The organism is Streptomyces sp. (genome assembly GCF_035644915.1).
Taxonomy (GTDB): domain Bacteria; phylum Actinomycetota; class Actinomycetes; order Streptomycetales; family Streptomycetaceae; genus Streptomyces.
The window spans coordinates 28,476-54,033 of record NZ_DASQNP010000070.1; the positions used below are offsets into that span (position 1 = coordinate 28,476).

Annotated in this window: 27 protein-coding genes and 1 pseudogene; 11 read left to right on the top strand and 17 right to left on the bottom strand. The window is 71.8% G+C overall.

The window, feature by feature from the left end:
* The first annotated feature begins 78 nt into the window (after nucleotides 1-78).
* Nucleotides 79-621 (top strand): type 1 glutamine amidotransferase domain-containing protein, encoded by a 543-nt coding sequence (locus VE546_RS07075; protein ID WP_324919983.1) that lies wholly within the window; start codon nucleotides 79-81, stop codon nucleotides 619-621.
* Here the strand turns inward: VE546_RS07075 and VE546_RS07080 are convergent.
* From VE546_RS07080 to VE546_RS07090, 3 genes are all read right to left on the bottom strand, one after another.
* Nucleotides 569-2,239, bottom strand: coding sequence for a SpoIIE family protein phosphatase (locus tag VE546_RS07080; protein WP_324919694.1), 1,671 nt, complete (start codon nucleotides 2,237-2,239; stop codon nucleotides 569-571). The genes VE546_RS07075 and VE546_RS07080 overlap by 53 nt on opposite strands.
* Before the next feature lie 16 nt (nucleotides 2,240-2,255).
* Nucleotides 2,256-2,801, bottom strand: coding sequence for a methanogen output domain 1-containing protein (locus VE546_RS07085; RefSeq protein ID WP_324919696.1), 546 nt, complete (start codon nucleotides 2,799-2,801; stop codon nucleotides 2,256-2,258).
* Between the two features lie 567 nt (nucleotides 2,802-3,368).
* Nucleotides 3,369-3,875 (bottom strand): DUF4304 domain-containing protein, encoded by a 507-nt coding sequence (locus VE546_RS07090; protein WP_324919698.1) that lies wholly within the window; start codon nucleotides 3,873-3,875, stop codon nucleotides 3,369-3,371.
* A 220-nt stretch (nucleotides 3,876-4,095) separates the two neighbouring features.
* Between VE546_RS07090 and VE546_RS07095 the strand changes: the two genes are divergently transcribed.
* Complete coding sequence (locus tag VE546_RS07095) at nucleotides 4,096-5,478, top strand: FAD-binding oxidoreductase (protein ID WP_324919700.1); 1,383 nt, start codon at nucleotides 4,096-4,098, stop codon at nucleotides 5,476-5,478.
* 108 nt (nucleotides 5,479-5,586) lie between these two features.
* Nucleotides 5,587-5,946: pseudogene (locus VE546_RS07100) on the top strand (helix-turn-helix domain-containing protein); the annotation flags it as partial.
* A gap of 259 nt (nucleotides 5,947-6,205) precedes the next feature.
* Here VE546_RS07100 and VE546_RS07105 read toward each other — a convergent pair.
* Nucleotides 6,206-6,808, bottom strand: coding sequence for an ATP-dependent Clp protease proteolytic subunit (locus tag VE546_RS07105; protein WP_324919702.1), 603 nt, complete (start codon nucleotides 6,806-6,808; stop codon nucleotides 6,206-6,208).
* Nucleotide 6,809: 1 nt separating this feature from the next.
* A complete protein-coding gene (locus VE546_RS07110; RefSeq protein WP_324919704.1) occupies nucleotides 6,810-7,463 on the bottom strand; it encodes an ATP-dependent Clp protease proteolytic subunit in 654 nt (217 codons plus the stop codon).
* Nucleotides 7,464-7,758: 295 nt separating this feature from the next.
* On the opposite strand from VE546_RS07110, the gene VE546_RS07115 reads away from it, so the two are divergent.
* A complete protein-coding gene (locus tag VE546_RS07115; protein ID WP_324919706.1) occupies nucleotides 7,759-8,523 on the top strand; it encodes a GNAT family N-acetyltransferase in 765 nt (254 codons plus the stop codon).
* Between the two features lie 105 nt (nucleotides 8,524-8,628).
* Here VE546_RS07115 and VE546_RS07120 read toward each other — a convergent pair whose 3' ends face one another.
* The 3 genes from VE546_RS07120 to VE546_RS07130 all read right to left on the bottom strand — a co-directional run bounded on the left by VE546_RS07120 (nucleotide 8,629) and on the right by VE546_RS07130 (nucleotide 12,105).
* Nucleotides 8,629-11,031, bottom strand: a complete 2,403-nt coding sequence (locus VE546_RS07120; RefSeq protein ID WP_324919708.1) for an excinuclease ABC subunit UvrA — start codon at nucleotides 11,029-11,031, stop codon at nucleotides 8,629-8,631.
* Nucleotides 11,032-11,257: 226 nt separating this feature from the next.
* The gene (locus VE546_RS07125; protein ID WP_324919710.1) at nucleotides 11,258-11,674 is read right to left on the bottom strand and encodes a VOC family protein; all 417 of its coding nucleotides are present in this window, start codon (nucleotides 11,672-11,674) and stop codon (nucleotides 11,258-11,260) included.
* A gap of 5 nt (nucleotides 11,675-11,679) precedes the next feature.
* Nucleotides 11,680-12,105: a helix-turn-helix transcriptional regulator gene (locus tag VE546_RS07130; protein WP_324919712.1), complete on the bottom strand. Its 426-nt coding sequence runs from the start codon at nucleotides 12,103-12,105 to the stop codon at nucleotides 11,680-11,682.
* A gap of 108 nt (nucleotides 12,106-12,213) precedes the next feature.
* On the opposite strand from VE546_RS07130, the gene VE546_RS07135 reads away from it, so the two are divergent.
* The 5 genes from VE546_RS07135 to VE546_RS07155 are packed head-to-tail and all read left to right on the top strand — an operon-like array spanning nucleotide 12,214 to nucleotide 15,886.
* On the top strand, nucleotides 12,214-12,696 hold the full coding sequence (locus VE546_RS07135) for a DUF2975 domain-containing protein (protein ID WP_324919714.1): 483 nt from the start codon (nucleotides 12,214-12,216) through the stop codon (nucleotides 12,694-12,696).
* A complete protein-coding gene (locus VE546_RS07140) occupies nucleotides 12,696-12,980 on the top strand; it encodes a helix-turn-helix transcriptional regulator (RefSeq protein ID WP_324919716.1) in 285 nt (94 codons plus the stop codon). Before VE546_RS07135 ends, VE546_RS07140 begins: the two co-directional genes overlap by 1 nt.
* Nucleotides 12,977-13,933: an ABC transporter ATP-binding protein gene (locus VE546_RS07145; RefSeq protein ID WP_324919718.1), complete on the top strand. Its 957-nt coding sequence runs from the start codon at nucleotides 12,977-12,979 to the stop codon at nucleotides 13,931-13,933. The genes VE546_RS07140 and VE546_RS07145 overlap by 4 nt, the downstream gene beginning before the upstream one ends.
* Nucleotides 13,930-14,697 (top strand): hypothetical protein, encoded by a 768-nt coding sequence (locus VE546_RS07150; RefSeq protein ID WP_324919720.1) that lies wholly within the window; start codon nucleotides 13,930-13,932, stop codon nucleotides 14,695-14,697. The genes VE546_RS07145 and VE546_RS07150 overlap by 4 nt, the downstream gene beginning before the upstream one ends.
* 31 nt (nucleotides 14,698-14,728) lie before the next feature.
* Nucleotides 14,729-15,886 (top strand): NAD(P)/FAD-dependent oxidoreductase, encoded by a 1,158-nt coding sequence (locus tag VE546_RS07155; RefSeq protein WP_324919722.1) that lies wholly within the window; start codon nucleotides 14,729-14,731, stop codon nucleotides 15,884-15,886.
* A gap of 36 nt (nucleotides 15,887-15,922) precedes the next feature.
* Here VE546_RS07155 and VE546_RS07160 read toward each other — a convergent pair whose 3' ends face one another.
* Nucleotides 15,923-16,153, bottom strand: a complete 231-nt coding sequence (locus VE546_RS07160; protein ID WP_324919725.1) for a hypothetical protein — start codon at nucleotides 16,151-16,153, stop codon at nucleotides 15,923-15,925.
* A gap of 558 nt (nucleotides 16,154-16,711) precedes the next feature.
* Nucleotides 16,712-17,080: a hypothetical protein gene (locus VE546_RS07165; RefSeq protein WP_324919726.1), complete on the bottom strand. Its 369-nt coding sequence runs from the start codon at nucleotides 17,078-17,080 to the stop codon at nucleotides 16,712-16,714.
* A 270-nt stretch (nucleotides 17,081-17,350) separates the two neighbouring features.
* On the opposite strand from VE546_RS07165, the gene VE546_RS07170 reads away from it, so the two are divergent.
* On the top strand, nucleotides 17,351-17,758 hold the full coding sequence (locus tag VE546_RS07170; RefSeq protein ID WP_324919728.1) for a hypothetical protein: 408 nt from the start codon (nucleotides 17,351-17,353) through the stop codon (nucleotides 17,756-17,758).
* Nucleotides 17,759-17,933: 175 nt separating this feature from the next.
* Here VE546_RS07170 and VE546_RS07175 read toward each other — a convergent pair whose 3' ends face one another.
* The 7 genes from VE546_RS07175 to VE546_RS07205 all read right to left on the bottom strand — a co-directional run bounded on the left by VE546_RS07175 (nucleotide 17,934) and on the right by VE546_RS07205 (nucleotide 24,280).
* Nucleotides 17,934-20,075, bottom strand: coding sequence for an Lsr2 family DNA-binding protein (locus VE546_RS07175; protein WP_324919730.1), 2,142 nt, complete (start codon nucleotides 20,073-20,075; stop codon nucleotides 17,934-17,936).
* Between the two features lie 372 nt (nucleotides 20,076-20,447).
* Nucleotides 20,448-20,888, bottom strand: coding sequence for a phosphotransferase (locus VE546_RS07180; protein ID WP_324919732.1), 441 nt, complete (start codon nucleotides 20,886-20,888; stop codon nucleotides 20,448-20,450).
* A 197-nt stretch (nucleotides 20,889-21,085) separates the two neighbouring features.
* Nucleotides 21,086-21,385, bottom strand: a complete 300-nt coding sequence (locus tag VE546_RS07185; protein WP_324919734.1) for a hypothetical protein — start codon at nucleotides 21,383-21,385, stop codon at nucleotides 21,086-21,088.
* A 273-nt stretch (nucleotides 21,386-21,658) separates the two neighbouring features.
* Nucleotides 21,659-21,931: a hypothetical protein gene (locus VE546_RS07190; RefSeq protein ID WP_324919736.1), complete on the bottom strand. Its 273-nt coding sequence runs from the start codon at nucleotides 21,929-21,931 to the stop codon at nucleotides 21,659-21,661.
* Nucleotides 21,928-22,284, bottom strand: a complete 357-nt coding sequence (locus VE546_RS07195) for a DUF6247 family protein (protein WP_324919985.1) — start codon at nucleotides 22,282-22,284, stop codon at nucleotides 21,928-21,930. The genes VE546_RS07190 and VE546_RS07195 overlap by 4 nt, the downstream gene beginning before the upstream one ends.
* A 136-nt stretch (nucleotides 22,285-22,420) precedes the next feature.
* A complete protein-coding gene (gene msrA, locus VE546_RS07200) occupies nucleotides 22,421-23,086 on the bottom strand; it encodes a peptide-methionine (S)-S-oxide reductase MsrA (RefSeq protein WP_324919738.1) in 666 nt (221 codons plus the stop codon).
* A gap of 12 nt (nucleotides 23,087-23,098) precedes the next feature.
* Nucleotides 23,099-24,280, bottom strand: a complete 1,182-nt coding sequence (locus VE546_RS07205) for a hypothetical protein (RefSeq protein ID WP_324919740.1) — start codon at nucleotides 24,278-24,280, stop codon at nucleotides 23,099-23,101.
* 37 nt (nucleotides 24,281-24,317) lie between these two features.
* Between VE546_RS07205 and VE546_RS07210 the strand changes: the two genes are divergently transcribed.
* Nucleotides 24,318-25,484, top strand: coding sequence for a cystathionine gamma-synthase (locus tag VE546_RS07210; protein WP_324919742.1), 1,167 nt, complete (start codon nucleotides 24,318-24,320; stop codon nucleotides 25,482-25,484).
* The last annotated feature ends 74 nt before the right edge of the window (nucleotides 25,485-25,558 follow it).

A 25,558-nucleotide genomic window follows, 5' to 3' on the forward strand; every position in this document is an offset into this window, starting at 1 on the left:
GGGGAGCCGATCGAGTACGGGGGAAGTACGGGGGGAACGCGCAACGAGAACCCTGACTGCCGAAAGGACGTGGCAGAAGTGAAGGTCGCCTTTCTCGTGGCCCCGGAAGGTGTGGAGCAGATCGAGCTGACCGACCCCTGGCGGGCCGTGGAGGAGGCGGGGGGAACACCGACCCTGCTCTCCACGGGCGGCGGGCGCATCCAGGCGTTCAACCACCTCGACAAGGCCGACACCTTCCCGGTGGACCGGCAGGTCGGCGACGTGTCGGTCGAGGACTTCGACGGCCTGGTGCTGCCCGGCGGCGTCGCCAACCCCGACGCGCTGCGGACGGACGAGGAGGCCGTCGCCTTCGTCCGGGAGTTCTTCCAGGCCGGGAAGCCGGTCGCCTCGATCTGCCACGGACCGTGGACGCTGATCGAGGCGGACGTGGTGCGCGGCCGGATGCTCACCTCGTGGCCCAGCCTGCGGACGGACATCCGCAACGCGGGCGGCAACTGGGTCGACGAACAGGTCGTGGTCTGCACGGCCGGACCCAACGCCCTGATCACCAGCCGCAAGCCGGACGACCTCAAGGCGTTCGAGGAGGCGCTCCTGCGGGAGTTCTCCGCCGTCTCGGCCTGAGGCCCCCGCGCTTCTCCGGGGCCCGGTCGTCGGGGAACTCGGCGCCGGGCTGGTGGTGGAGGAACAGGTCGCACAGCTCCTCGACGGTGAGGCCGGTGCTGTCGCGGGCGAGGGCGGCGAGCCGGGCGAGCCCGACGTCCAGGGACTCCCCGCGCCGCTCGATCAGCCCGTCGGTGTAGAGCAGCAGGGTGTCCCCGCCGCCGACGGCGATCTCGGCCTCGCGGTACCGCACCCCCGGCACCGGTCCCAGCGGCGGCGCGAGCGCCCGGTCCAGGTGGCGGCTGCCGCCGTCGGCGCCGATCAGCAGGGGCGGCGGATGACCGGCCCGGGAGTAGCGCACGGTGCGGGTGCGGCGGTCGAAGACCAGGTAGCAGGCGGTGGCCATCAGACCGGGGTGGTAGGTGTCGAGGAAGGCGTTGAGCTCGTGCAGCACGGTGGCGGGGGAGGTGCCGCAGCGCAGGACGATGCTGCGCAGGGCGGCGCTGATCCGCGCCATGGCGGCGGCCTCCGCCAGGCCGTGCCCGGCGACGTCGCCCACGGTCAGTCCGGTGCGGTCCTCGTCCAGCGCGTAGACGTCGTACCAGTCGCCGCCGACCTCCACCATGCTGGTGCCGGGGGCGTAGCGGCTGGAGATCCCCAGGTCGGCGACGTCCGGGAGCTGGGGCAGCAGGCTGCGCTGCAGCCGTTCGGCCAGGCGGTGCTCGTGCTCGTACAGCCCGGCCCGGCGCAGGGCCTGGGCGATCTGCTGGACGACGGCGGTGATGTGGTCCGGCTCCGGGGGAGTGCCGGTTCCGTAGTGGACGGTCAGGCGCCCCAGGACCAGACCGGCCGCCTCCAGCGGCATCCGCACCGTGGCGCCCCCGCCCTGTGAACCCGGTGCGTCCGACGCGTCCCGTACGGGGCGCTCGCCGGCCGTGCGCCGCCGGCCGTCGGCGCCGCGGACGGCGACCCGGTCCAGGTCGACCCAGGCGTCGCCCGAGGTCGCCAGCAGGCTCTCGGCCGGCTCCAGGGACGGCACCAGCCGTCGCGAGTGCAGCTCCAGGACCACGTCCGCCGCGTCCAGGGCGTCGGGGGCGGACTCCCGGGCCGCCCGGACGACCTCGGCCAGCGTGGTCGCCGAGGCCAGGGCGGTGGTGAGCCGGTACAGGCGCTGCAGTCTCGACCGTCCCGCCTGCTCGGCGGCCAGCAGCTTCCGGCGCTCGGCCTCGATCGCGCGGCGGAAGGCCACCTCCTGGTTGAGGGCGGCCACCTGCTGACTCAGCGCCACGAACCGGTCGGTGCCGTCCAGTCGGGTCAGGTGGAGCTGCACCGCCGCCTCCGGGCCGTTCCACCAGGTCGCCCGGGCGCCGTGGCAGCGGAACCGCACCGGTTCGCCGTCCGTGCCCTTGACCGTCACGGCGCCCGGCAGGGGGTCGCCGCTGCGCAGCCAGTGGTCCAGGTGGCGGCGGAGCCCGTCCGGGTCGTCGGCCACCAGCTCGAACAGGTCGGCGCAGGCGGACAGTTGGGGCAGGGTGCGGACGGCGGCGAGGTTCGCGGCGAGGATCCGCCCGTCCGCCGCGCACAGCAGGATCAGATCGGGCAGCGGCTTGGTGACGGCCCGGAACAGGCCACGGCTCATCGGGCACCCGCCCCGGTCAGGGCCGCTGTCCCCGGGGGAGGAGAGCGGTGCCGTCGAAGTACTCCCGCCCCTCGCCCTCCTCCGCCTCCGGGTCGGCCTTCAGGTGCACCACGACGCGGCACCCCGCGTCCCCGCGGGCGATCGTCTCCAGCAGCTCGATCCGGGCGTAGCCGAGGTTCCGCGCGGCGACGGTGCCGAAGACGTTCGAGGTCATCATGCACATCGACTCGCGCCCGAGGACCTTCTCGGCGAAGGGGCAACTGCGGCTGCCCAGCACGATCTTCTCGTCGTCCTGCTCGATGACGTGGAAGTCGCCGCGGATGCGCTGCTTGAGGTCCACCAGCACCTCGGCCACCTGCTCCCGGGTGAGCCGTTCCACGGCCAGGGCCCGGGTGTAGGCCTCGTTGATCTGGGCGCCCACCGCCTGGCCGACCAGGCTGATGTAGCCGGACGCCTCCTGGAGCCCGACGACCTCCTCCAGGGAGGTGGCCAGCTCCCGCACCAACGTCCGCATGAACACATCGCGGTCGAGCGCGATATCGAGGTCCGCCGCGTGCTCCACGCTCTTCCTCCGCGCCGCCGTGTCCGCTCACCGCACCGTGTGCGCGGCTCGTACAAAGTAAGGGGAAAGTTGCACAAGGGCAATTGTGAGAGCCCCTTACCCGTTCCCGTACCTTTCAGGCCCGCCCGGTGGCGGACGGGCCCGTGGTGAAGGCGCACGACGGCGCCCCGCGCCGGGCAGCGCGCCCCCGCGCAGGCCCGGTGCGACCCCGCGCCGTGGTCGGCGGGGCGCCCGCCTGCCGGTCGGAGCCGATCCGGCGCCTCGTGGACCGGGAGAGGACGAGCGGAACCTGCCGCCCGTACCGGTGCGGGAGGAGTGAGCGGGCCCCGCCGAACCCGGCGGCGCGCCGCCGGAAGGCCGTGGCGCGGTGGCCGTACCCCCGTACCGGCCACGGCGCCACGGCCCGCGGCGGCCCGCCCGGCATCCCGCCCGCCGGGGACCGCGCATGCGCCGATCCTTCCCCGCGACGGGACCTCGGCCCACCGATTTGAGGCACTTCTGAGGTATGTCGCCGGCCCGGCGGCCCGCGTACGGCGGGCCGCCCCGGCCGCCGGAAGTGACGGACCGTCAGGTACGGTGCGCCCGGCCGGCGGTCCCGGGCGCCCGCGGCACGAACCGGAGCAGGTGCGGGAGCGCGTGGTCCCCGATCGCCGCGCAGACCTCCGCCACCACCGGCTCGGCCAGCTCCCCGGCGGGCTCCGGGCCGGAGCGGAAGCTCCACCAGACGTCCCGGCCGCCGGGCATCAGCGAGCCGATGCGGACCGTCTCGCCCACGGCGTGGTGGACGTTCGGGCTCGGACGGGCGGGCCCGGGCCGGCCCGGACGGCCGGCGAGGAGGCGCGGGGACTGCGCGCACGCGCGCTCCCACTCCGCCCTGCCGATCACCGAGACGTTGACGGTGAAGGCCACCTCGTCCGCCGAGTTGCCCCGGGAGCGCTGGAGGCCGAGCTGGGCCCAGACGGTGTCGGACGGCAGCGCGTAGCGGGCGCCGGAGCCCCGGAAGCCGAGCCCGCGCAGGAACGGTGCGATCCGGGCGCGCACGGCATGGTCGTAGACCTCGTGGGCCGTGGTCATGGAGCCGTCGGCCCTCCCTCCCGGTGACGCCCGCCGGACGGTCGGCGGTGGTCCACGAGCTCCTCCCTTCCCCCCGCGGCCATCGGTGCGCGGGGGAATCCTCTCCCGGGCCACCGACAACGCGGGCCCGCCGGCGGGTCCGCGTCCGGAGTGCGGCGGGACCGGGCCCGGGGTTACGGTCGAAGCAGGTGTGACCAGTGTCCCGAGGAAGGGGGGCACCATGGTGCCCCAGGACGTGGACGGCGCGGCCCTCTCCGGCCTCCGGACCGGCTTCGCGGGCGATGTCGTGGTGCCCGGCGACCCGGCGTACGACGAGGCCCGCACGGTCTTCAACGCGATGATCGACCGGCGCCCCGCCGTCATCGCCCAGTGCGCGACCGTGCGGGACGTCGCCCGGGCGATCCGGTTCGGACGCGACCTCGGCCTGGAGATCGCGGTGCGCGGCGGCGGGCACAGCGTGGCGGGCATGGCCCTGACCGACGGCGGCGTCGTCGTCGACCTGCGCCGGATGAACGCGGTCACGGTCGACCCCGGCGCCCGGACGGCGCGCGTCGGCGGCGGCGCCACCATGAGCCACCTGGACCGGGCGGCGGAACCGTACGGCCTGGCCACGACCGGCGGCCGGGTCTCCACCACCGGGGTGGGCGGTTTCGTGCTCGGCGGGGGAGCGGGCTGGCTGGACCGCACGTTCGGCCTGGCCTGCGACAACCTGCTCTCCGTCGAGCTGGTGACCGCGGACGGCGACACCGTGCGCGCGAGTGGGGAGGAGAACCGGGAACTGTTCTGGGCGCTCCACGGCGGGGGCGGCAACTTCGGCGTGGCCACCTCCTTCACCCTGCGGCTCCACCCGCTCCCGGTGGTGACCGCGGGCCTGCTGCTGTGGCGGCCCGAGGCGGGCGGCGACGTGGCGCGCGCCTACCGCGACGTCCTCGAATCCGCCCCGGACGAGCTCGGCGGAGGACTGCTGTACCTCACCGCGCCGCCCGAGGACTTCGTCCCTGAGGACATGGCCGGACGGCTCGCCTGCGCGGTCCTGCTCACCTACGCGGGCCCCGCGCGGGAGGCGCGCGAGGCGGCCGCGCCCCTGCTCCGCCTCGGCCACGACGCCGAGATGATCACCGAGGCCTCCTACGCCGACCTGCAGAGCATGTTCGACGATCCGCCCGGCTACCGGAACTACTGGTCCGCGGAGTACCTCGCCGGCTTCCCGGACGAGGCCGTGGACGCCTTCTGCGCCCGCGCCGCCGACATGATCGTCCCCTCGCCGTCCCAGCACGTGCTGTTCCCCCAGGGCGGCGCGGTCGCACGGGGACCGGCGGACCACCCGGTCCCCTGGCGCCGGGCACCCTGGGTCGTCCATCCGTTCGGGCTGTGGAGCGATCCGGCCGACGACGAGCGCGCCCGGCGGTGGGCCCACGACGTCCGCACCGCCGTCAAGCCCTGGTCCACCGGCGCCGTCTACCTCAACTTCATCGGGCGCGAGGGCGCCGAACGCGTCGTCGCCGGGCTCGGCGAGGAGAACTACCGCCGCCTGGCGGCGGTGAAGGCCCGCTACGACCCCGACAACGTCTTCCACCTCAACCACAACATCAAGCCCGGCTGAGGCGGCCCGGCTGAGGCGAGGACGGCACCGGCCCCGCCCCCGGCGGTTTCGCCGGAGGCGGAACGGCACACCCTTCCGGCGGGGCGCGGCGCTCCTACCCTTGAGGAGATGAGCAGCCACGAGCGCAACCGAGCCCGCGTGATCCCCCTGCGTCCGCCCGCGACGGGCCCGGCCCCCGCGCCTCCCGCACCTCGCTCGGTCAGGGAGCCCCTGTGGCGGCATGTCGTGGGCGACGCCCTGCGTCGCGAGCGCCGCGCCCAGGAGCGCACGCTCAAGGACGTGGCCGAGGCGGCCCGGATCTCGATGCCCTACCTCTCCGAACTCGAACGCGGTCGCAAGGAGGCGTCCTCCGAGGTCCTCGCGGCCGTCGCCCGCGCCCTCGGCCTCGGGCTCGCCGACCTGCTCGCCCTGGCCCACGGCGAGCTCGTCCGCCTCACCGGGGCGAGGCGGCCCCGGAGGGCCGCCCCCGTCCCCGTCCCGGCCGCCCCGGGGCGCGGCCTCGGCCCCGGGCGTCCCGCCGCCACCGTGGACGACGCTGTAGGCGACGCCGCGGACGACGACAGGGACGCGGCGGGCGACGGCACGGCGACGGGCGCGGTGGCGGGTCCGGTGACGTCCACCGCGGAGCGCGGCACCCGGCACACCGGGGCCCGGGCGGCCCTGCGGCCGGGCGACGTGCGCCTCGCCGCCTGACCGCACCCGGCGGACGACCGCACCCGAGGGGCCGTCAGAAGGCGGCGCTCCGCTTGCTGATGACCTGGTCGGCGAGCCCGTACGCCACCGCCTCGTGCGCGGTGAAGACCTTGTCCCGGTCCATGTCCGCGCGGAGGGTCGCGACGTCGTGGTGCGTGTGCCGGGCCAGCACCTCCTCCACCTGGGAGCGGATCCGGAGCATCTCCTTGGCCTGGAGGCTGAGATCGGAGACCGTGCCCTGCCGGCCGGAGCTCGCCGGCTGCCCCAGCAGCACCCGGGCGTGCTCCAGGACGAACCGCCGCCCGGGATCTCCCCCGGCCAGGAGCACCGCCGCGGTGGAGGCCGCCTGCCCGACGCAGAACGTCGAGATCGGCGTGCCGACGAAGGTCATCGTGTCGTAGATCGCCATGAGGGACGTGAACGAGCCGCCGGGCGAGTTGATGTAGAGCGCGATCTCACGCTCGGGGTTCGACGCCTCCAGGTGGAACAACTGGGCGATGACGACGTTCGCTACGCCGTCGTCGATCTCGGTGCCGAGGAAGATGATCCGCTCGGACAGCAGCCGGCTGAAGACGTCGTACGACCGCTCTCCGTACGGCGTGCGCTCGATGACGTTCGGGATCGTGTACTGGCCCATGTCAGATCCCCACCCGTCGCCGCGGACCGGCCGGCCGGACGTCGTCGAGCGAGTCGACGACGCGGTCGACCATGCCGTACTCCACCGCCTGTCCGGCCGTGAACCACCGGTCGCGGTCACCGTCGCGGGAGATCGTCTCCGGGCTCTGGCCGGTGTGCTCGGCGGTGATCCGCTCGACGGTCCTCTTCATGAACTCCAGGTTCTCGGCCTGGATCGCGATGTCGGCGGTGGTGCCGCCGATGCCGGCCGACGGCTGGTGCATCATGATCCGCGCGTTCGGCAGCGCGTAGCGCTTCCCCCTCGTCCCGACGGTGAGCAGGAACTGGCCCATGCTCGCGGCGAAGCCCATGGCGAGGGTCGAGACGTCGTTCGGGATCAGCCGCATCGTGTCGTAGATCGCCAGCCCCGCCGTCACCGACCCGCCCGGGCTGTTGATGTACAGGCCGATGTCGGAGCGCGGGTCCTCCGCCGACAGCAGGAGGAGCTGCGCGCAGACCCGGTTCGCGGAGACCTCGTCGACCTGGGTGCCGAGGAAGACGATCCGCTGCGCGAGGAGCTGCGCGGCCAGGTGGTCGTCGAACCGCGTGGGCGGGGTGTCCCCTTCGGCGGCCCTGGGCCGCAGGGCCGGATCCCAGCCGGTGGTGAGTGATGGCATCGGTCGGACCTCCTCGTCGTGGCGCGGCCCGGCGGCCGCGGTCCCTCCACTCTCGGCCCGCCCGCGCCGCCGCGCCGGGCGTCTCGGCCGGCAGCAGATTCGCCGACGGCAGAGCGCGCCGGCCCGGTTCCCGCCGCCCGGCCCGGCCCGCCGTCGCCGGTGCGCATCCCCTCGGAGTCCGGAGGCGCCGCCGGACGGGGAATTCGGATGCCGGCCGCGCACGGGCATGGTGTGATGGTGCGCTGTGAACAGAACCGGATCTTCCACTGCCGGTGGCTCTGACCTGCAGTTCAGGATGGAGCAGAACCTCGCCGAGCACGCCTGCCACGCGCACCGGCACCTGGAGCGTGCGACCGTCGTGGAGACGGACGACCTCCTGATCGCCGACAGCGGACTGGACGACGACACCTTCAACATCGTCGCGGCGGCGCGTTTTGCCCCGGGCACGGCCCCGGCCCGGATCGCGGAGACCGTCCGGTACCTGGCCGCCACCGGCCGTCCCTTCTCCTGGTGGGTCGGCCCCGCCTCCACGCCGTCGGACCTCGCCTCGCTCCTGGAGTCGGCCGGTCTGCGGGCGTCCGAGACGGAGACGGGCATGTGGAAGGAGCTGCAGGCGCCCCCGCCCGAGCCACGCGCCGGGGACCTGGACATCCGCCGGGTGACCACCCCCGGCGAGCTCGCCGACCACGCGGCCGTCCTGGCCGCGCTCTGGGACCCGCCGGCCGCCACCGTGCGCCGCTTCTTCGCCGATGCGGCCGAGTGGATCCTGGCCCCGGACTGCCCCGCCCGCTACCTGGTCGGCTACGTCGACGGCCGCCCGGTGTGCTCGGCCGAGGTCTTCCTCCACGCGGGAGTCGCCGGGATCTACAACATCGCCACCCTGGCGAGCCACCGCCGGCGCGGCTACGGCGGCGCCATCACCCTGGCCGCCCTGCGCGTCGCGTACGACGAGGGCTTCCGCACCGTGGTCCTGCAGGCGTCCCCGGAGGGCGAACCCGTCTACCGCCGCCTGGGGTTCGAGCCCTGCGGCGCGTTCACCGAGTACGCCGTCGTTCCCTGACACCGCCTCGGGGCGGCGCGGTCGCCGGTCCGCGGCACGACTGCGGGTCCGGCCCGGTGGACGGGGCCGTCCCGGTACGCCGGCCGCGGACCGTGGTGCCGCCGGTCAGGCGCCGACGTAGGCCGCGAGGTGCTCACCGGTGAGGGTGGAGCGGGCGGCGACGAGGTCGGCGGGTGTGCCCTCGAAGACGATCCGGCCGCCGTCGTGGCCGGCGCCGGGACCGAGGTCGATGATCCAGTCGGCGTGCGCCATGACCGCCTGGTGGTGCTCGATGACGACGACCGACTTGCCGGAGTCGACGAGCCGGTCGAGCAGGCCGAGCAACTGCTCGACGTCGGCGAGGTGGAGACCGGCGGTCGGCTCGTCGAGGACGTAGACGCCGCCCTTCTCGCCCATGTGGACGGCCAGCTTGAGGCGCTGCCGCTCGCCACCGGAGAGCGTGGTCAGCGGCTGCCCCAGCGACAGGTAGCCGAGCCCGACGTCGGAGAGCCGGCCGAGGACGGCGTGCGCGGCCGGGGTGCGCGCCTCGCCGGTGCCGAAGAACTCCTCGGCCTCGGTCACCGACATCGCCAGCACCTCGCTGATGTCGCGGCCACCGAGGCGGTACTCCAGCACCGAGGCCTGGAACCGCCTCCCCTCGCACTCCTCGCAGGTGGTGGCGACACCGGCCATCATCGCCAGGTCGGTGTAGACGACGCCGGCGCCGTTGCAGGTGGGGCAGGCGCCCTCGGAGTTGGCGCTGAACAGCGACGGCTTCACGCCGTTGGCCTTCGCGAACGCCTTGCGGATCGGGTCGAGCAGTCCGGTGTACGTCGCCGGGTTGCTCCGCCGCGAGCCGCGGATCGGGCTCTGGTCGATCGACACCACATCCGTGCCGGCGGCTCCCGGCCGCCGGCGCAGCGACCCGTGCACGAGCGAACTCTTGCCGGAGCCGGCGACGCCGGTGACGACGACCAGCACCCCGAGCGGGATGTCGACGTCGACGCCCCGCAGGTTGTGCGTCGTCGCGCCGCGGATCTCCAGCGCGCCGGTGGGCTTGCGCACCGTCTCCTTGAGGGCGGCCCGGTCGTCGAGGTGGCGGCCGGTGACCGTGCCGCTGGACCGCAGCCCCTCGACGGTGCCCTCGAAGCAGACGGTGCCGCCCGCCGTACCGGCGCCGGGACCGAGGTCGACGACGTGGTCGGCGATCGCGATCACCTCCGGCTTGTGCTCCACGACGAGCACCGTGTTGCCCTTGTCCCGCAGCCGCAGCAGCAGGTCGTTCATCCGCTGGATGTCGTGGGGGTGCAGGCCCGTGGTGGGCTCGTCGAAGACGTAGGTGACGTCGGTGAGCGGGGAGCCGAGGTGACGGATCATCTTGACGCGCTGCGCCTCGCCGCCCGACAGCGTGCCCGACGGCCGGTCGAGCGAGAGGTAGCCCAGCCCGATCTCCACGAACGAGTCGAGGGTCTGCCGCAGCGTCGCGAGCAGCGGCGCCATCGAGGGCTCGTCGAGGCCGCGGACCCATTCGGCCAGGTCGCGGATCTCCATCGCGCACGCGTCGGCGATGCTGATGCCCTTGATCTTCGACGACCGGGCCGCCTCGCTGAGCCGGGTGCCGTCGCACTCGGGGCAGGTGGTGAAGGTGACCGCACGCTCCACGAACGCCCGGATGTGCGGCTGCATCGCCTCCTTGTCCTTGGCCAGGAACGACTTCTGGATCTTGGGGATCAGCCCCTCGTAGGTGAGGTTCACGCCCTCGACCTTCACCTTGGTCGGCTCCCGGTGGAGGAAGTCGTGCATCTCCTGCTCGGTGAACTCGCGGATGGGCTTGTCCGGGTCGAGGAAGCCCGACGCGGTGAATATCCGCACCATCCAGCCGTCCGCGGTGTAGCCGGGGATGGTGATCGCGCCCTCGGCGATCGACTTGTTCTCGTCGTAGAGCTGGGTGAGGTCGATGTCGGAGACCGTCCCCCGGCCCTCGCAGCGCGTGCACATGCCGCCGGTGCGGCTGTAGGTCGCCTTCACCGCCTTCTTGGCGCCGCGCTCGACGGTGATCGAACCGCTGGCCCGGACCGAGGGGACGTTGAAGGAGAACGCGGCGGGCGGGCCGATGTACGGCTGCCCGAGCCGGCTGAAGAGGACGCGCAGCAGGGCGTTGGCGTCGGTGGCGGTGCCGACCGTGGAGCGGGGGTCGGCGCCCATCCGCTGCTGGTCGACGATGATCGCGGTCGTCAGCCCTTCGAGCACGTCGACCTCGGGCCGCGCCGGTGTCGCCATGAAGCCCTGGATGAAGGCGCTGTAGGTCTCGTTGATCAGCCGCTGCGACTCCGCGGCGATCGTGTCGAACACCAGAGAGCTCTTGCCCGAGCCGGAGACGCCGGTGAACACCGTCAGCCGGCGCTTGGGGATCTCGACGCTGACGTCCTTGAGGTTGTTCTCGCGCGCGCCGTGGACGCGGATCAGATCGTGGCTGTCGGCAACATGCGGCGCGGACGACTGCGTGTCCGCTCTCGTGGCCATGCTCATCGTGTCTCCGTTGGGTGGTGGGCGAAGCCGTCTCCGCCGTCTCCGGCGGTGTCGCCAGGCTCGGTCCGGACCGGCTTCGAACAGTACGCCCGGCCCGCTCGCGCCGGTGCGGTCGCGGCAGCGGTCCGCCGTCCGCCCCGGCCGGCGGTGCCGGCCGGGGCGGCGCTCCCGGGGGCCGGCCCCCGGCGCGGGGCCCGGCGCGGGGCCCGGTCCGCGGGATCGGGCCTCACTGCTTGCGCGGCTGGTTGAAGCGCAGCATGTTGCCGGAGGGGTCGCGGAAGGCGCAGTCGCGGACGCCGTACGGCTGGTCCATCGGCTCCTGCAGCACCTCGCCGCCCGCGGCCCGGATGCGCTCGAAGGTGGCGTCGCAGTCGTCGGTCTGGAAGATGACACCGCGCAGCAGGCCCTTGGCCAGCAGTTCTGCCATGGCCTGCCGGTCGGCCGGGGAGGCGTTCGGGTCCGCGAGGGGCGGTTCGAGGACGATGTCCACGCCGGGCTGCGACGGCGCGCCGACGGTCACCCAGCGCATCCCCTCGAACCCGACGTCGTTGCGCACCTCCAGGCCGAGGACGTCCCGGTAGAAGGCGAGCGCCTCGTCGTGGTCGTGGACGGCGATGAAGCACTGCGAGAGCTTGATGTCCATGCCCGTCACGCTACGGGCAGGGGGACCGGCCTCGCTTCTCCATTCCTGACCGGTCGCGTGCGGATCTTGGCGATGCAGGCCGGGATGGCGGCGCCCTCGTCATGGCGGCGGGCCCGGTACGAGCTCGGGCTCTCGCCGACCAGCTCGGTGAACCGCGAGCTGAACGATCCCAGCGAGGTGCAGCCGACCGCGAAGCAGACCTCCGTCACCGTCAGGTCGCCCCGCCGCAGCAGCGCCTTGGCCCGCTCGATCCGGCGTGTCATCAGGTAGCTGTACGGCGTCTCCCCGAAGGCGGCGCGGAAGCTGCGGGAGAAGTGTCCCGGCGACATGAGGGCGGCGCGCGCCAGCGCCGGGACGTCGAGCGGCTTCGCGTAGTCGCGGTCCATCAGGTCACGGGCCCGGCGCAGCCGGACGAGGTCTTCCAGCGTCACGCGACCACCATTCCACAGCGGACTGACAACGGGCGCCGACGGACCCGACCTTGCTCGCCCTATCGATTTTCGATAGGTTCCCATCGTGTTTCGATCGAAGGAGCGACGATGGGAAAACTGACGGTGCTGGCGCTGCGCGCCGTGATCGTGGCGCTGCTCGCCGGTTCGGTGTTCGTCCAGACGGTGATGGTGGCGCTGCTGGCCGCCGACCTGAGGGAGTTCGACCGGCGCATCCCGGTCCTCGTGATCGTGGTCCTGGGCATCGTGACGGTCCAGGTCGTCCTGGTCTGCGTATGGCGGCTGGTGACGATGGTGCGGCGCGGAACGGTGTTCTCCCACGCCGCCTTCCGGTACGTGCACGTCGTGATCGGCGCGTTCACGGCGGCCGCCCTCCTGGTGTTCGCGCTCGCGGTGGTCCTGGCACCGGGCGAGGAAGTGGCCCCGGGCATCGTGCTCCTGCTGTGCGGGATCTCCCTGGCGGTCTTCGGGGTCGCGCTCATCGTGCTCGTCCTGCGGATGCTGCTCGCCCAGGCCGTCGCGCGCGACATCGAGGCGGCGCGGATGCAGGCCGAGCTGGCAGAGGTGATCTGATGCCGATCGTCGTCGACATCGACGTGATGCTGGCCAGGCGGAAGATGTCCGTGGGCGAACTCGCGAGCCGCGTGGGGATCACGCCCGCCAACCTGGCGGTGCTCAAGAACGGCCGCGCCAAGGCGGTGCGCTTCACCACGCTCGCCGCGCTCTGCGAGGTGCTCCAGTGCCAGCCGGGAGACCTGCTGCGCTGGGAGCCCGAGAACGAGAACCCGGCGGACCCGGTGAACCCGGAGAACCCGGCGGACCTGGCGGACGGGGCCGCGCACGGGGGGCACCGGTGATCGAGGTACGCGGGCTGACGAAGCGCTACGGCGACGTCCTGGCCGTCGACGACCTGACCTTCGACGTCGAGGCCGGAAAGGTCACCGGGTTCCTGGGCCCCAACGGCGCCGGCAAGTCCACCACCATGCGGATGGTGATGGGCCTGGACCGGCCCACCGCCGGCACGGCCACCGTCAACGGCCGCCGGTACGCCGACCTCGCCGAGCCGCTGCGCGAGGTCGGGGCCCTGCTCGACGCCGGGGCGATGCACCCCGGCCGCACCGGCCGGGCCCACCTGCGGATCGGGGCCCGCGCCAACGGCATCCCCCTGTCACGGGTCGAGGAGGTCATCGACCAGGTCGGCCTCGGCGCGGCGGCCGGGCGGCGGATCAAGGGCTACTCGCTGGGCATGCGGCAGCGGCTCGGCATCGCGGCCGCGCTGCTGGGCGACCCGCCCGTGCTGCTCTTCGACGAACCGGTCAACGGTCTCGACCTCGACGGGGTCCGCTGGGTCCGGTCCCTGCTCCGCGGCTTCGCCGACGAGGGCCGCACCGTGCTGGTCTCCAGCCACCTGATGAGCGAGCTGCAACTGATCGCCGACCGCGTCGTGATCATCGGCCGGGGCCGGCTCATCCGCGACGCCGGCATCGACGAGGTGCTGCGTGGCCTGGGCGGCCGGCGGGTACGGGTCCGCAGCCCGCGCGCCGACGACCTGCACCGCGCCCTGACCGCCCGCGGTGCCGGTGCGGTTGCCGGTGCCGTTGCCGTGGAGCGCACCGCCCCCGGCGAACTGGAGGTCACCGGCCCGGCCGCCGACGAGATCGGCGACCTCGCCCACTCCCTCGGCCTCCCCGTGCACCACCTGGCGGAGGTCGAGCAGTCGCTCGAACACGCCTACCTCTCCCTCACCGAGGACAGCGTCGACTACCACGGCCGCGCACCCGAGCCGGCCGCGAACGGAGCGGACCGATGAGCACCACCACCGTCCTCGCTCGCGCCGGCCGGGCCGAATGGAGCCGGATCTGGAGCGTCCGCTCCAGTTGGGCCTTCGCCGCGGCGACCGCGGTCGCGGTGATCGGCCTCGGCGCGATCCTCGGCCACGAAGCCGCCGGCGACCCCTCCGGCCTCACCCCGGGCGCGAGCGCTTGGAACGGGGGCCGGATGACCGGGATGTTCGCGCTCTTCGGAATCCTCGCGATGTCCGTGGTCACCAGCACCGCCGACCACGGCACCGGCGGCATCGTGCCGACCCTGCAGTGGACGCCCCGGCGGGGCGTCCTGCTCACCGCCCGGGCCGGCGTCATCGTCGCCACCACGACACTCCTCGGAGTGCTGCTGGTGACCGCGGCGAGCACGGTGGTGTGGGCGCTCCTGCCCGAACTCGGGCTGCCGGCCGGCGACGGCGCGGAGGTCCTCGGAGGACTCGGCTACGTCTTCGCCACCGGCGCGGCGCTCGCGGTGGGCCTGGGACTGGCCCTCCGCAGCACCGCCGGCGCACTGGTGACCGTCATCGCACTCGTACTCGTCCTGCCCATGCTGCTGGCGCAGCTCCCCTACGACTGGTCCACCGGCCTCTCCGCCCGCATGCCCGGCTCGGGGGCCCTCTACCTGATCTTCGGCGAGGGCCCGAGCGACGACATGACGACGACGTCGGCACGGCTCACCCTCGCCGCCTGGGCCGTCGCCGCACTGCTGGCCGGCGGCCGGCGCCTGCTGCGCGCCGACGCGAACCGATGACGGCCCCCACGGCCCCCACAGGAAGCAGACCATGACCACAGCCGACATCCCCCGCCGCCCCGGGGGCACCGCCAGTACCGACGTACTGGTGGTCGGGGCCGGGCTGGCCGGCCTCCACACCGCCACGCTCCTCGCCCGGCAGGGCCACGACGTCCTCCTGGTCGAGCGGCGCACCAGCCTCGCCGGCGCGATCCGCACCACGGGGATCTTCGTGCGCAAGACGCTCGACGACTTCCCGCTGCCCCCCGAGCACCTCGGCCCGCCGATCCGCCGCGTGGTGCTCTACCCCCCTGGCCTGCGCCGCCCGGTCAGCCTGGTCAGCGACCGCGACGAGTACCGGGTGGGCGACATGGGGCCGCTCTACGAATCGGCCGCCGCCGTCGCGGCCGACGCCGGCGTACGGATGGCGCTGGGCACGCGCTACGCCGGCCGGCAGGGCGACACCTTCCGCCTGATCGGCCCCGACGGGCCGACGGCGGTCCGGGCCCGCTTCGTCGTCGGCGCCGACGGGGCCCGCTCACGCGTCGCCCGCGACCTCGGCCTGGACCGCAACCACCACCTGCTGGTCGGTGCCGAGGAGGTCTTCGAGCTGCCCGGCAGCGACGAACCACCCACGTTCCACTGCGTGCTCGACCCCTCCCTCGCCCCCGGCTACCTGGCCTGGGTGGTCAACGACGGGCAACACGCCCACGTCGGCGTCGCGGGCTACGCCGACCGCTTCCCGGAAGGTCTCCGACGGACCCTGGAGCGGTTCAGCGCCTCGGCGCCCGGGCTGCCCGGCGTCAACCGCCCGGAGGCGGTGGAGCGGCGCGGCGGCCCGATCCCCGTCGGCGGCGTGCTGCGCCGGATCAGTTGTCCCGACGGGCTCCTGGTCGGGGACGCGGCGGGCGCGGTCTCCCCGCTCACCGCCGGCGGCCTGGACCCGTGCCTGCGGCTGTCGGAGCACGCGGCCGAGGTCCTCCACGACGCACTGCGGACCGGGAGGCCGGACGCGCTGGCCCACTACGACGGAGCCGCCCTGCGCGCCTGCTTCCGGGGACGGCTCACGCTGCGCAGGGGACTGGCCCAGGTACGGACGCCGGCCATGGCAGCGGCGGCGTTCACACTGCTGCGCACACCGCTCGGCCGCGCCGCGGCCGGCCGGGTCCTCTTCGGCGACCGCTCCTTCCCCGACCCGGTCCGCGCGTGAGCACGGGCGGCCCCGCCCGTACGCACCGGGACGGACTCATGGCGCCGCGAAGGGCGACAGCCCCCTGGCCTCAAGTCGCGCAAGCAGAACGTCCAGACAGCCGTCCACCGTGCGCGCATCGACGCGCACTGCGTCACCCGCCAGCGGACCGCCGCTCGCGATGACCATCCACGCCGCTCGCCGCTCGGCCACGCGCTCGCCGTCGACCTTCAGCACGGTGGTGATGCCCTGCTGCGCCAGCCACTCCATCAACTCCGTGATGTCCATCCGCCGCCCTCTCAGCCCGACGACCGTTCCCGGCCCAGGCCGAAAGGGCCGAAGGCTCCCCGATCGTAGGGAGGGATCCCAGGACCCGTACACCGCGGTTCCGTCCGGGCCTGTGTCGCACGCGTACGTCAGTGGGCCTCTCTCCGCCGGGTGCGGAGAGAGGCCCACCCGTACTCGCCACGAGGCGCGCGTTCAGTGCTTCGTGCGGCACCTCACGCACCGCAACGTGACATGGGGGTCGGCCGAGGAATCCAGTGCTACCGGACAAGACCACGGCCGCCATGGGCCCACTTCTCACCCTGAGCAAGGGCCAAGCCCTCTTCAGCGTTGACCGACTCCTGGTCGACCCGGCCACCAGCACCCGCGTGCTGCACCGGACCCTGATCCGTTCAACCGTGCCCCTCGCGTGCCCCACCAGGAGGTAAGCCAGAGGGAACAGCGGACACTCACGGATTAGCTCATACAAAGGGCCTCTGGTATTTTGCGCAGGTCAGAGGCCGTTTATGTGCGGAGGCTGTGGGATTTGAACCCACCGTGACGTTGTCGCCACGACAGTTTTCAAGATCGTCTAATGGTGCTGTAGTGGGCGAACACGCGGTCGCGTTCATCTTCCCAGGTCCAACCCGGATCGGTGCGGTGGAACGGGCTCGTCTTGGCTAGCTCGAAGAATTGCCCGGAAGGCTTTCCCCCCACCTTGTTGACGACAATGGCAGACAGTATCAGGCCCCCGTTGCTGTACTCGCGGCGGCAGGCATCCTCTAGGAGCTCGCTCATCGTCTTAGAACGGTGGTGCACCGGATGGTCGAGCTCCTTCAACTCGGCACTCAGCGCGCTGTACCACCCGGTCCGGCCTTCCCGCGCCCATTGCTGAAGGATCGTGACTGTCGCGTCCAGTGCAGCTGCGTACGCCTCTGTGCCTCGCTTCATGCGAGTCCTCCCCCTAACCGAAGACACTGCGCAGCATCGTGCTGTACGGCAGGGAAGTACAGCAATCCCGATAGCCAGCAAGGTCCGTCCCGGTTTCCGTCTCATTCGCCAGCGTCCGCCCGTTCAGCCCGGTGCAGCGGTAGCGTCCGGGAGGCACCGCTAGACGAATGCAGACGCAGGTGAGCGACTTCGAACATACCGCTCAGCAGAACCCACAGGCTTGGAAAGCGCGCGTCCAGGTCTGTCAGTGCTAGGGCGTACGGTCCGCACATGGCAACCAGACCACCTGAGAACTGGCGGGCCAGCATGGCTGAGGAGACTCGCGAGCTGGCGGCCGGGACGTTGGACCCGGAGTGTGCCTGCATGGCCCAGCTCTACCCGGAGTCGCTGCTGCGGGCCACGGAGGAAGTCCTCCAAGCCTTCGAGGAGGACGTACGCGCACTGACGGCACCATCCGACGAACAGGTCTTCGACACGATCAGGCGAGTCGTCCAGCGCCTCAATGCGATCAATGAGGACGAGCAGCACGGCGGTGCCGGGTACGAGACGGACGAGCGTGAGCAGCTGTGCGAGTACATCGACCAGACCCTGAGCGAACACGGCATCGACGTGGCGGCTCTGGCGGCAAAGAACGGTATCGGGCGCGCCGAGATCACCGACGCGTGGCGCGACTGGTGACGGCCCTCAGTGCAGCAGCGAGGTACGGCAACCATGGTGACCACAACCGACCGTCAGCGGCTCCGGGTGGCCGACTGACCGGGTGGGGAGACCACAACGACCGCGGTGCCGGTAGTTCAGGGCGAAATGGTCTGCACCCTTCTCACGTTTTGAAGACAGTGCCGTGTCAACCGTCTCAATCGGTCGACAAGCCGTGGGCCCGCTTGTACTCCCTGACCAATGAGTCAGGGAGTCGACCTCGGGTGTTCACCGGTCGGCCCTCAGCCTTGGCCCAGGCGCGTACTTGCGCCGGCTCGATGTCGTTCGAGGATGGGATGGGCTTCGTTAGGTCATCAAGCAGGAAGCTAGAGGATGCTGCGATCGCATTCGCCGGGGTGTTCCATAGTGAGTTCGTACCGACAGCCTTCGCCTCGATCGCCGAAGCCAGTGAGCGTAGCCGCAAAGCGATCAGTTCCGGCGGTGCCGTGATCGCGTGATCGCCGCCTCGTTCGAGCACGCCTGCGACGCAGGGACTGCTGAGGAAGGCCAGCGCCTCTTCGATCTCCTTCTTGTCGAGCGGCACCTCCAGCGATGTCTTCGTCTCACGCCAGATGTCTCGTACGTCCAGCGCGCCAGCGCCGAACTCGATGTCGACAGGATCGTTCGCGCTCTTCCACATGGCGTTGACCACGAGCGCCAGTGCTTCGGTCCGCCGTTCCGTCTCGCTCCAGGTGTGCTCGAGTGCGTCGGCTTGGCCCGCGAGAAGCAAGGCGACGAGTTCATGTGGATAGAGCGGGGTCTCGGAGTGGCGGACGACTACCGCTGCGAACTGCTTGGCCGTCAGTACTGCCACGCCTTCCTTTTCTGCCTCCTGAAACACCCAAGTGTCGAACCCGGGACCGACCAGCACAGTGTGGTCGGCGTGGTGGCGAGCGCGATGCTTGCTGAGACGCATGAATTTCACGTCCCGATCGGTTACCAGACCGGCACCGTCCGTCTTGGCTTCCACAGCGATGCGTCGTCGGCTTGTTGGGGAAAGCCACAGTGTGACAACCATGTCTGTCTTGGCTGGCCCGCTGTGCACCTCGACATCCGCACCGAGGTATCGGAAAGCCTCCGCCAAAGCATGCTCGAACCGCTGGTAGTTCGCACTATCCGTGGACGAGCTCACCACTTCGGCCGCCAATCGCTCAGGCAGGGGAAGGCGCTGGCCGTCCTCTGCCGCGATGGTGTGCGCCCCACTTACCACGCTGCCCTGGTGGACATCGTGGCGTTGCTGAAGAGGCAGTGAGCCGGCAAGTGCCGTACCGAGCGCGGTCCTGCGCGTCACATTCCCGATGCGCTCGGCGAGCTCCGCTTCCACGAGGAGAGCGACGCGTGCCGTTACGTCCTTCCGGGCGATACCGGACGTGGGGTACCTCTCGGCCAGGATTGCGGTCAACGTGCCCGAGTCGGATTCGGTTTCCAGAGCGTCCAGGGTTTCTCCGAGCAGGGCCAGGTTGAGATGCAGGTGGCGGATGAGGTCCACGGCCTCCCCGGAGGCGAACCACTCCGCCGCGAGGTCGGTCGCCGCGAATTGGTCCGGCCCCACCTGGACCAGTAGATCGAGGCCTTGGAGAGTGTTGAACGACTGCTCGGCAGATGACTTGCTGACTTCGAAGGCTTCAACGGAGAACTGGATGAACTCGCTGCGGGACAAGCTGGCCGCCGCAGCATCGACGAGGCGGCTGAGGGCCATCACGTTCGCTCCGCCTGCGATGTATCCCAATACTCGCTTGCGCGCCCGCAGCTCCTCCTCAGTGACCTCGTTGAGACGCTCGGCAAGCAGATGCGGAGGTTCTGGAAGCTCTGTGGCAAGGCTGGCCGCCTGTCTCTGCGACTCCAGGTCGCCTGGACGAACCAGGCTCAGCCGGGACAGCAGTGTTAGGCCATCCTTTGTCGGGGTGATCTTTCCATTGGTCCAGTATTCAACCATGCCCGTGCCGCGCATCCAGTGCACTCGCCGGCGAACCTGGTCGAGTGACTTCCAGTTCAGCCCGTAGCTATCGACAGCGATGCGATTCAACTCATCGTAGGTGAGGCCTTCGCCGACCACCTCCAACGTCTCGCCGAAGAAGCGGACATGGGCGTGAAGCACAGCAGTGAGGTACGCGATGTCACCGGTGTCGAGGAAGTGCCTGGCCTCAGGCGTCAGGAGTACACGCGACGGGCGGCCCTCCCGAGCGAACAGGCCGCAGTTCCCCATGTAATGGAGCACCTGACGCAGTGGGACAGGAGAGGCGGCCCCCGGCCAGGTGAACGTTCGGTCCACTAGGGGATCGGCGTTGATGTCCTTCAACAGAGCCGTGAGGTTATCTATGAGCTCGGAGAAGTGGCCCGGAATGTAGGGAGCCGTCCCGGCCCGGGCCAGCCACGGGAGAGGGGTGGGGAAGTCTCCGCCGTCCGGCTCGGGCGCTTGTGACATGGTTGGGGCTCCCGCTAGAGATGGTTAAGCATGTGATGCGGAGCATCACGAGTGCCGCCAATGATGGTCTCAAGTTTCCAGTATTGCCACCGGTTTGGCTCATGTCGGCAATATTTTGGGTGCTTGCTCGGTTGTGCCAGAAGGGGAGTAGGTCGCCGCCTTCGAAGAGCACGCCGGGTGTGCTCGCCGGCAGGATGCCGCCGCATGGTTTGTTGGCGGCGAGGTCAGGAGGATCCGGTAGTGGCGTTACCAGCCCAACTTCCGGTCGTCCTCCGGTATGCCGGTTGCCTTCTCGACCCGCAGGTCGGTACGGCCGAAGGCGTCGTAGGAAGGTAGTTCCAGGTCTGCGGGGAGCCGCATCGCGTGGAGGTCCCGCAGCAGGCCGCCCAGCTCCCCGTAGGTGGGCTTCCGGTCGCCCTCTTCGATCAGGTGCCAGAAGGTCACCGGGCGGCCGGCGACGACCACCGGCTGTTCGAGGTCGTCCACGGTGCGCGCGGCCGGGAAGCCCTCCTCGGCCAGCCAGCGCGAGACCGCCACCTCTCTTCTCACCGAGGGCAGGTAGTCGGTGGACCGCGCAATGCGCACGATCACCCGATGCGCCGCCAGCTGGAAGAGGGCGTTCTCGCCGAGGCGGATCAGCCGCGCGCCGTCGCTGTCGAGCCCGGCGGACCGGCACGCCGCAGTCATGACTTTCGCGGCTTTCTCCGACGTAAACCCCTCTTCCGTCCCCCGCGCAGCGTCGGACGGCATGCCGAACCAACTCCCCATGGCTGTGACTGGCTGCGTGCCGCCGAGGCAGACGACGGCACGCAGCGAACATCAACCCGACCGTACCCAGGGGGAGTGATCGCGACGAGGCCAAGACGTGATGGGTGGCCGACTGCCTACTTCAATGCCAGGCCGGGGATGAAGGCGATGAGTCCGGAGAGGAAGCTTCCTACGCCTGCGAGCGTGACCACGGCAGCCTTGCCATCCGAGAACAGGCCGGAGCAGAACTCCCTGAACCTTCGGCGGAAGATGAGCAGCTTCAGTTTCTGCCACCGGTGCTGCCGTATGCGGCAGCCCAGCAGCAGGCCGTACGCGTTGTTCCGGCAGCCGTCCGCATGTCCCCGTACCGGGGCACCGCACGTAACGGGTGTCTGGAAGAAGCACCACACCGCTGTGGCCGCGGAGAGGATGGCCACGATTGCTGGTCCGACAGCCTTGTCAATCCATGCCGCAATGAGCAGGGCCCCGTCAGAACGCCCCACCAACGTTCCAGTCCGCCGAATCTGCTACGTGCCGAGCGAGCCATGCCGGAAACATATTTTCAGGAGGGCAGCAGTGCTCGGCATTGATCCACATTGGCCGAATCCGTATTACAGGGTCAGCCGTCACTCCCCGGCGGGGCGAAGCCGTGGTAGCCGCTAGGGGTCTTGTCCGGGTACTGGTGGCTGGGGCCGCCCGCACATCGCCGTTCACAACTGGTCGAAGGGCGGGACGATCCTCACGACGATGATCAGGTGGTCTCTGGGGGAGGCCAGGAAGTAGAACCAGCCGTCGGCCGCGTCCATGCGGCGCAGTCCTCCGGTCCGTGGCCCGTTGCCCATGTCGCCGATGTCGACGCCCATGTCGGCCAGCTCGGTGAGCTGGGCGGCGAGGCGTTCCACCTCGGCGACGATCTCGGCCGGTACGCCGCCGGTGACGTGGGCACCGTCCGGGTCGTACTCCCAGCGCCAGGCGCCGCTCACCGCTGGGACGGGGCGGCGAGCGCGGCGTGTGCGTCGTCCAGGATGCGGCCGATCTCGGAGGCCGCCTTGCGGGCCTGGTCGGCGTCGCCGCCGGCGGCGAGTTCCTCCAGGTGCCGCAGCCGCTCCGCGAGGCGCGGCTGCCGCTGGATGTGCACGTAGACGGCCCACTGGGCGACGAAGCGCCGCAGCGGGGCGAGGTCGGAGCCCTGCCGTGCCTGGTCGGCGGCCTGGTCCAGTTCCCGGGTGAAGGCGGGCAGGGCCGCCGGTGCGATCTGGGCGATGGCCTGCCGCAGCGCGGCCACCGTGGCGGGTGGCTGGGGAATGAGCGGTCGGCCTGCGGCGGGGGTGGTCATGGCGTCTCCCATGGGCGGGATTCTGCTCACTGCGGGCAGCGTATGCGGCGGGGCCGCCCGCCGTCCTCCGAACGAGCGACAGCGGCGGGCGGCCCCCACAGGCTCCGGTCAGCCGGTCAGCCGGTCGGCCGGCCGGTCAGCCCTCGGCCTTCGCCACGCCCACCGGGCAGGCCACGCCCGTGCCGCCGATGCCGCAGTAGCCGTTCGGGTTCTTGTCCAGGTACTGCTGGTGGTAGGGCTCGGCCGGGTAGAAGGGGCGGGTGTCGGCGGGGAGGATCTCCGTGGTGATCTCGCCGTAGCCCGAGGACGTCAGGACCGACTGGTAGGCGTCGCGCGAGGCCTTCGCGGCGGCCTCCTGGGCCGGGGAGTGGGTGTAGACGGCGGAGCGGTACTGGGTGCCCACGTCGTTGCCCTGGCGGAAGCCCTGCGTGGGGTCGTGGGACTCCCAGAAGAGCTTCAGCAGCGACTCGTACGAGACCTTCGCCGGGTCGAAGACGACGCGGACGACCTCCGTGTGGCCGGTCAGGCCCGAGCAGACCTCCTCGTACGTCGGGTTCTCGGTGTGGCCGCCCTGGTAGCCGGCCAGGGTGGTCCACACGCCCTCCGTCTGCCAGAACTTCCGCTCCGCGCCCCAGAAGCAGCCCAGGCCGAAGTCGGCGACCTCCAGGCCCTCCGGGTAGGGGCCCAGCAGCGGGTTGCCCAGGACCGTGTGGCGGTCCGGTACGGGGAAGGGGCGCTCCGGGCGGCCGGTGAGGGCCTGCTCCGGGGTCGGGAGGGACGTCTTGTGGTGGCCGAACAGCATCCGCAACTCTCCTCAGTGTGTCGGCGGTGTGTGCGCCGCGTCGCCGCCCCGGCTCTCGTAGCCCGCGACCGCCAGGGCGCGGTACGCCGCGTACTCCGCCGCCGGGTCGCCGCCGTCGACCCAGGGCACGGCACCGACATAACCATCGACGGCCCGCACCTGTTCCATGGCCTCCGCGTACCGCTCGGCGCGCACCAGGAAGCACAGCAGCAGGTGGCGCACGTGCGGCGCGACCGGGTGGTCGTCGGGGGCGTGGTGGAGGGCGTACCGGGCGCCCTCGATGGCCTGTTCGACGACCGCGCTGTGGTACAGGCCGCTCACCATGTTGGCCTCGGGCAGGTGGTCGTAGACCGCGAAGAGCGGCAGCGCCGGGAGCAGGCTGCCCTCGGGGGCGCTGCCCGCCGCGGTCTGCGCGAAGGCGTAGGCGTCCTCCCGGGAGCCCTGGTTCCTGGCGGACCAGTACGGGAGCGCCACCAGGTGCGCGCCCATGTGGTGCGGCACCCGCCTGCGGACCTCCTCCCACAGCTCCTCGAAGTCGGCGCGGCGCACCCCCTGGGCGCGGGCGGCGAACAGCTCGACGATGTGCGCCGTGGGGTCGGCCGGGGCCAGCCGGGCCGCCTCGCGGGCGATGTCGCGGGCCTCCTCCAGGATGATCCGCCGGTCCGCCGAACCGGTGTCGCCCAGCGCCTGCCAGACCAGGAACTGCGCGTACACCTGCGCGCAGGCCGCGTCCCGCGGGGAGGAGGCGCGCCACTCGCGCAGCCAGCGCGCGTCCCGGGGCGCGGCGGGTTCCACCGGCGCGTCCTTGCGCAGGGAGGGGGCGGAGGGTTCCACCGGGGCCTCCGGTGAGGGGGCCGTGCGCGACTGCGCCAGTTCCACCGCCGCCGCGCCCGCCAGCGACTGGACGCGCTGCCAGCGCAGCTCCCAGTCGTCACCGGTCAGGGCGAGCAGCCGGGCGACGGGCCGCCAGTCCTGGGTCCGCTGGGTCTCCTCCAGCGCCTCGATCAGCTCCCGGTCGGGGCCCGGCAGCCGGACGTCGAGCCGTTCGGGAGGCACGAAGCCGTAGCGGTCGGGTCCGGGGACCCGGACCGGGAACCCCCCGCCGCCCCTCAGCTCCCGGCGGCGGCGGACCGCGGGGACGATCAGGAGGCCGATGACGGCGGCGGTGGCGATGAGGAACAGCAGCGCTTCCATGTCTCCACCGTACGGCCCGCCCATTACGCTCGTGGCCATGAGCGACCAGCACGCAGACCGGAACGCGGTACAGCACTTCGAGACCCTCGCCATCCACGCCGGGCAGGAACCCGACGCCGCCACCGGGGCGGTGGTGCCGCCGATCCACCAGGTGTCGACGTTCAAGCAGGACGGGGTCGGCGGGCTGCGCGGCGGCTACGAGTACAGCCGCAGCGCCAATCCGACCCGCACCGCCCTGGAGGAGAACCTCGCCGCCCTGGAGGGCGGACGGCGCGGTCTGGCCTTCGCCTCCGGACTGGCCGCGGAGGACTGCCTGCTGAGAACCCTGCTGGTGCCGGGCGACCACGTCGTCATCCCCAACGACGCCTACGGCGGCACCTTCCGGCTCTTCGCCAAGGTCGCCGGGCGGTGGGGCGTGGAGTGGTCGGTCGCCGACTCCTCCGACCCGGCCGCCGTACGCGCCGCCCTGCGCCCGCGCACGAAGGTGATCTGGGTGGAGACCCCGAGCAACCCGCTGCTGGGCATCACCGACATCGCCGCCGTCGCCGACGTGGCCCGGACGGCGGGCGCCCGTCTGGTGGTGGACAACACCTTCGCCAGCCCCTACCTCCAGCAGCCGCTCGCGCTCGGCGCGGACGTCGTGGTGCACTCGACGACGAAGTACATGGGCGGCCACTCCGACGTCGTCGGCGGTGCGCTGATCACCGCCGACACGGCCCTCGGCGAGGAACTGGCCTTCCACCAGAACGCCATGGGCGCCATCGCCGGGCCGTTCGACTCCTGGCTGGTGCTGCGCGGCATCAAGACGCTGGCGGTGCGGATGGACCGGCACTGCGCCAACGCCGCCCGGATCGCCGAACTGCTGGCCTCCCACCCGAAGGTCACCCAGGTCTACTACCCGGGCCTGGAGACGCACCCCGGGCACGAGACCGCCGCCAAGCAGATGCGCGACTTCGGCGGCATGGTGTCCTTCCGGGTCGCCGGGGGCGAGGAGGCCGCGGTCGAGGTCTGCAACCGGGCGGAGCTGTTCACCCTGGGCGAGTCGCTGGGCGGGGTGGAGTCCCTGATCGAGCACCCGGGCCGGATGACCCACGCCTCGGCGGCGGGCTCGGCGCTGGAGGTGCCCTCGGACCTGGTGCGGCTGTCGGTCGGCATCGAGGCGGTCGACGACCTGGTGGCGGACCTGACCCAGGCGCTCGGCTGAGCGGCTGAGCACGGGCCGCAGGGCCCACCGGAGACGGACCGCGGACGCCCGCCGCGGTCCGTCTCCGTATCTCC

Excerpts from the sequence above, each read along its gene's own strand:
- VE546_RS07080 (WP_324919694.1), bottom strand. The coding sequence starts at position 2,239 with ATGAGCCGTGGCCTGTTCCGGGCCGTCACCAAGCCGCTGCCCGATCTG.
- VE546_RS07090 (WP_324919698.1), bottom strand. The coding sequence starts at position 3,875 with ATGACCACGGCCCACGAGGTCTACGACCATGCCGTGCGCGCCCGGATC.
- VE546_RS07095 (WP_324919700.1), top strand. The coding sequence starts at position 4,096 with ATGGTGCCCCAGGACGTGGACGGCGCGGCCCTCTCCGGCCTCCGGACC.
- VE546_RS07105 (WP_324919702.1), bottom strand. The coding sequence starts at position 6,808 with ATGGGCCAGTACACGATCCCGAACGTCATCGAGCGCACGCCGTACGGA.
- VE546_RS07110 (WP_324919704.1), bottom strand. The coding sequence starts at position 7,463 with ATGCCATCACTCACCACCGGCTGGGATCCGGCCCTGCGGCCCAGGGCC.
- VE546_RS07115 (WP_324919706.1), top strand. The coding sequence starts at position 7,759 with ATGGAGCAGAACCTCGCCGAGCACGCCTGCCACGCGCACCGGCACCTG.
- VE546_RS07120 (WP_324919708.1), bottom strand. The coding sequence starts at position 11,031 with ATGAGCATGGCCACGAGAGCGGACACGCAGTCGTCCGCGCCGCATGTT.
- VE546_RS07125 (WP_324919710.1), bottom strand. The coding sequence starts at position 11,674 with ATGGACATCAAGCTCTCGCAGTGCTTCATCGCCGTCCACGACCACGAC.
- VE546_RS07135 (WP_324919714.1), top strand. The coding sequence starts at position 12,214 with ATGGGAAAACTGACGGTGCTGGCGCTGCGCGCCGTGATCGTGGCGCTG.
- VE546_RS07140 (WP_324919716.1), top strand. The coding sequence starts at position 12,696 with ATGCCGATCGTCGTCGACATCGACGTGATGCTGGCCAGGCGGAAGATG.
- VE546_RS07150 (WP_324919720.1), top strand. The coding sequence starts at position 13,930 with ATGAGCACCACCACCGTCCTCGCTCGCGCCGGCCGGGCCGAATGGAGC.
- VE546_RS07155 (WP_324919722.1), top strand. The coding sequence starts at position 14,729 with ATGACCACAGCCGACATCCCCCGCCGCCCCGGGGGCACCGCCAGTACC.
- VE546_RS07160 (WP_324919725.1), bottom strand. The coding sequence starts at position 16,153 with ATGGACATCACGGAGTTGATGGAGTGGCTGGCGCAGCAGGGCATCACC.
- VE546_RS07165 (WP_324919726.1), bottom strand. The coding sequence starts at position 17,080 with ATGAAGCGAGGCACAGAGGCGTACGCAGCTGCACTGGACGCGACAGTC.
- VE546_RS07170 (WP_324919728.1), top strand. The coding sequence starts at position 17,351 with ATGGCAACCAGACCACCTGAGAACTGGCGGGCCAGCATGGCTGAGGAG.
- VE546_RS07180 (WP_324919732.1), bottom strand. The coding sequence starts at position 20,888 with ATGACTGCGGCGTGCCGGTCCGCCGGGCTCGACAGCGACGGCGCGCGG.
- VE546_RS07195 (WP_324919985.1), bottom strand. The coding sequence starts at position 22,284 with ATGACCACCCCCGCCGCAGGCCGACCGCTCATTCCCCAGCCACCCGCC.
- msrA (WP_324919738.1), bottom strand. The coding sequence starts at position 23,086 with ATGCTGTTCGGCCACCACAAGACGTCCCTCCCGACCCCGGAGCAGGCC.
- VE546_RS07205 (WP_324919740.1), bottom strand. The coding sequence starts at position 24,280 with ATGGAAGCGCTGCTGTTCCTCATCGCCACCGCCGCCGTCATCGGCCTC.
- VE546_RS07210 (WP_324919742.1), top strand. The coding sequence starts at position 24,318 with ATGAGCGACCAGCACGCAGACCGGAACGCGGTACAGCACTTCGAGACC.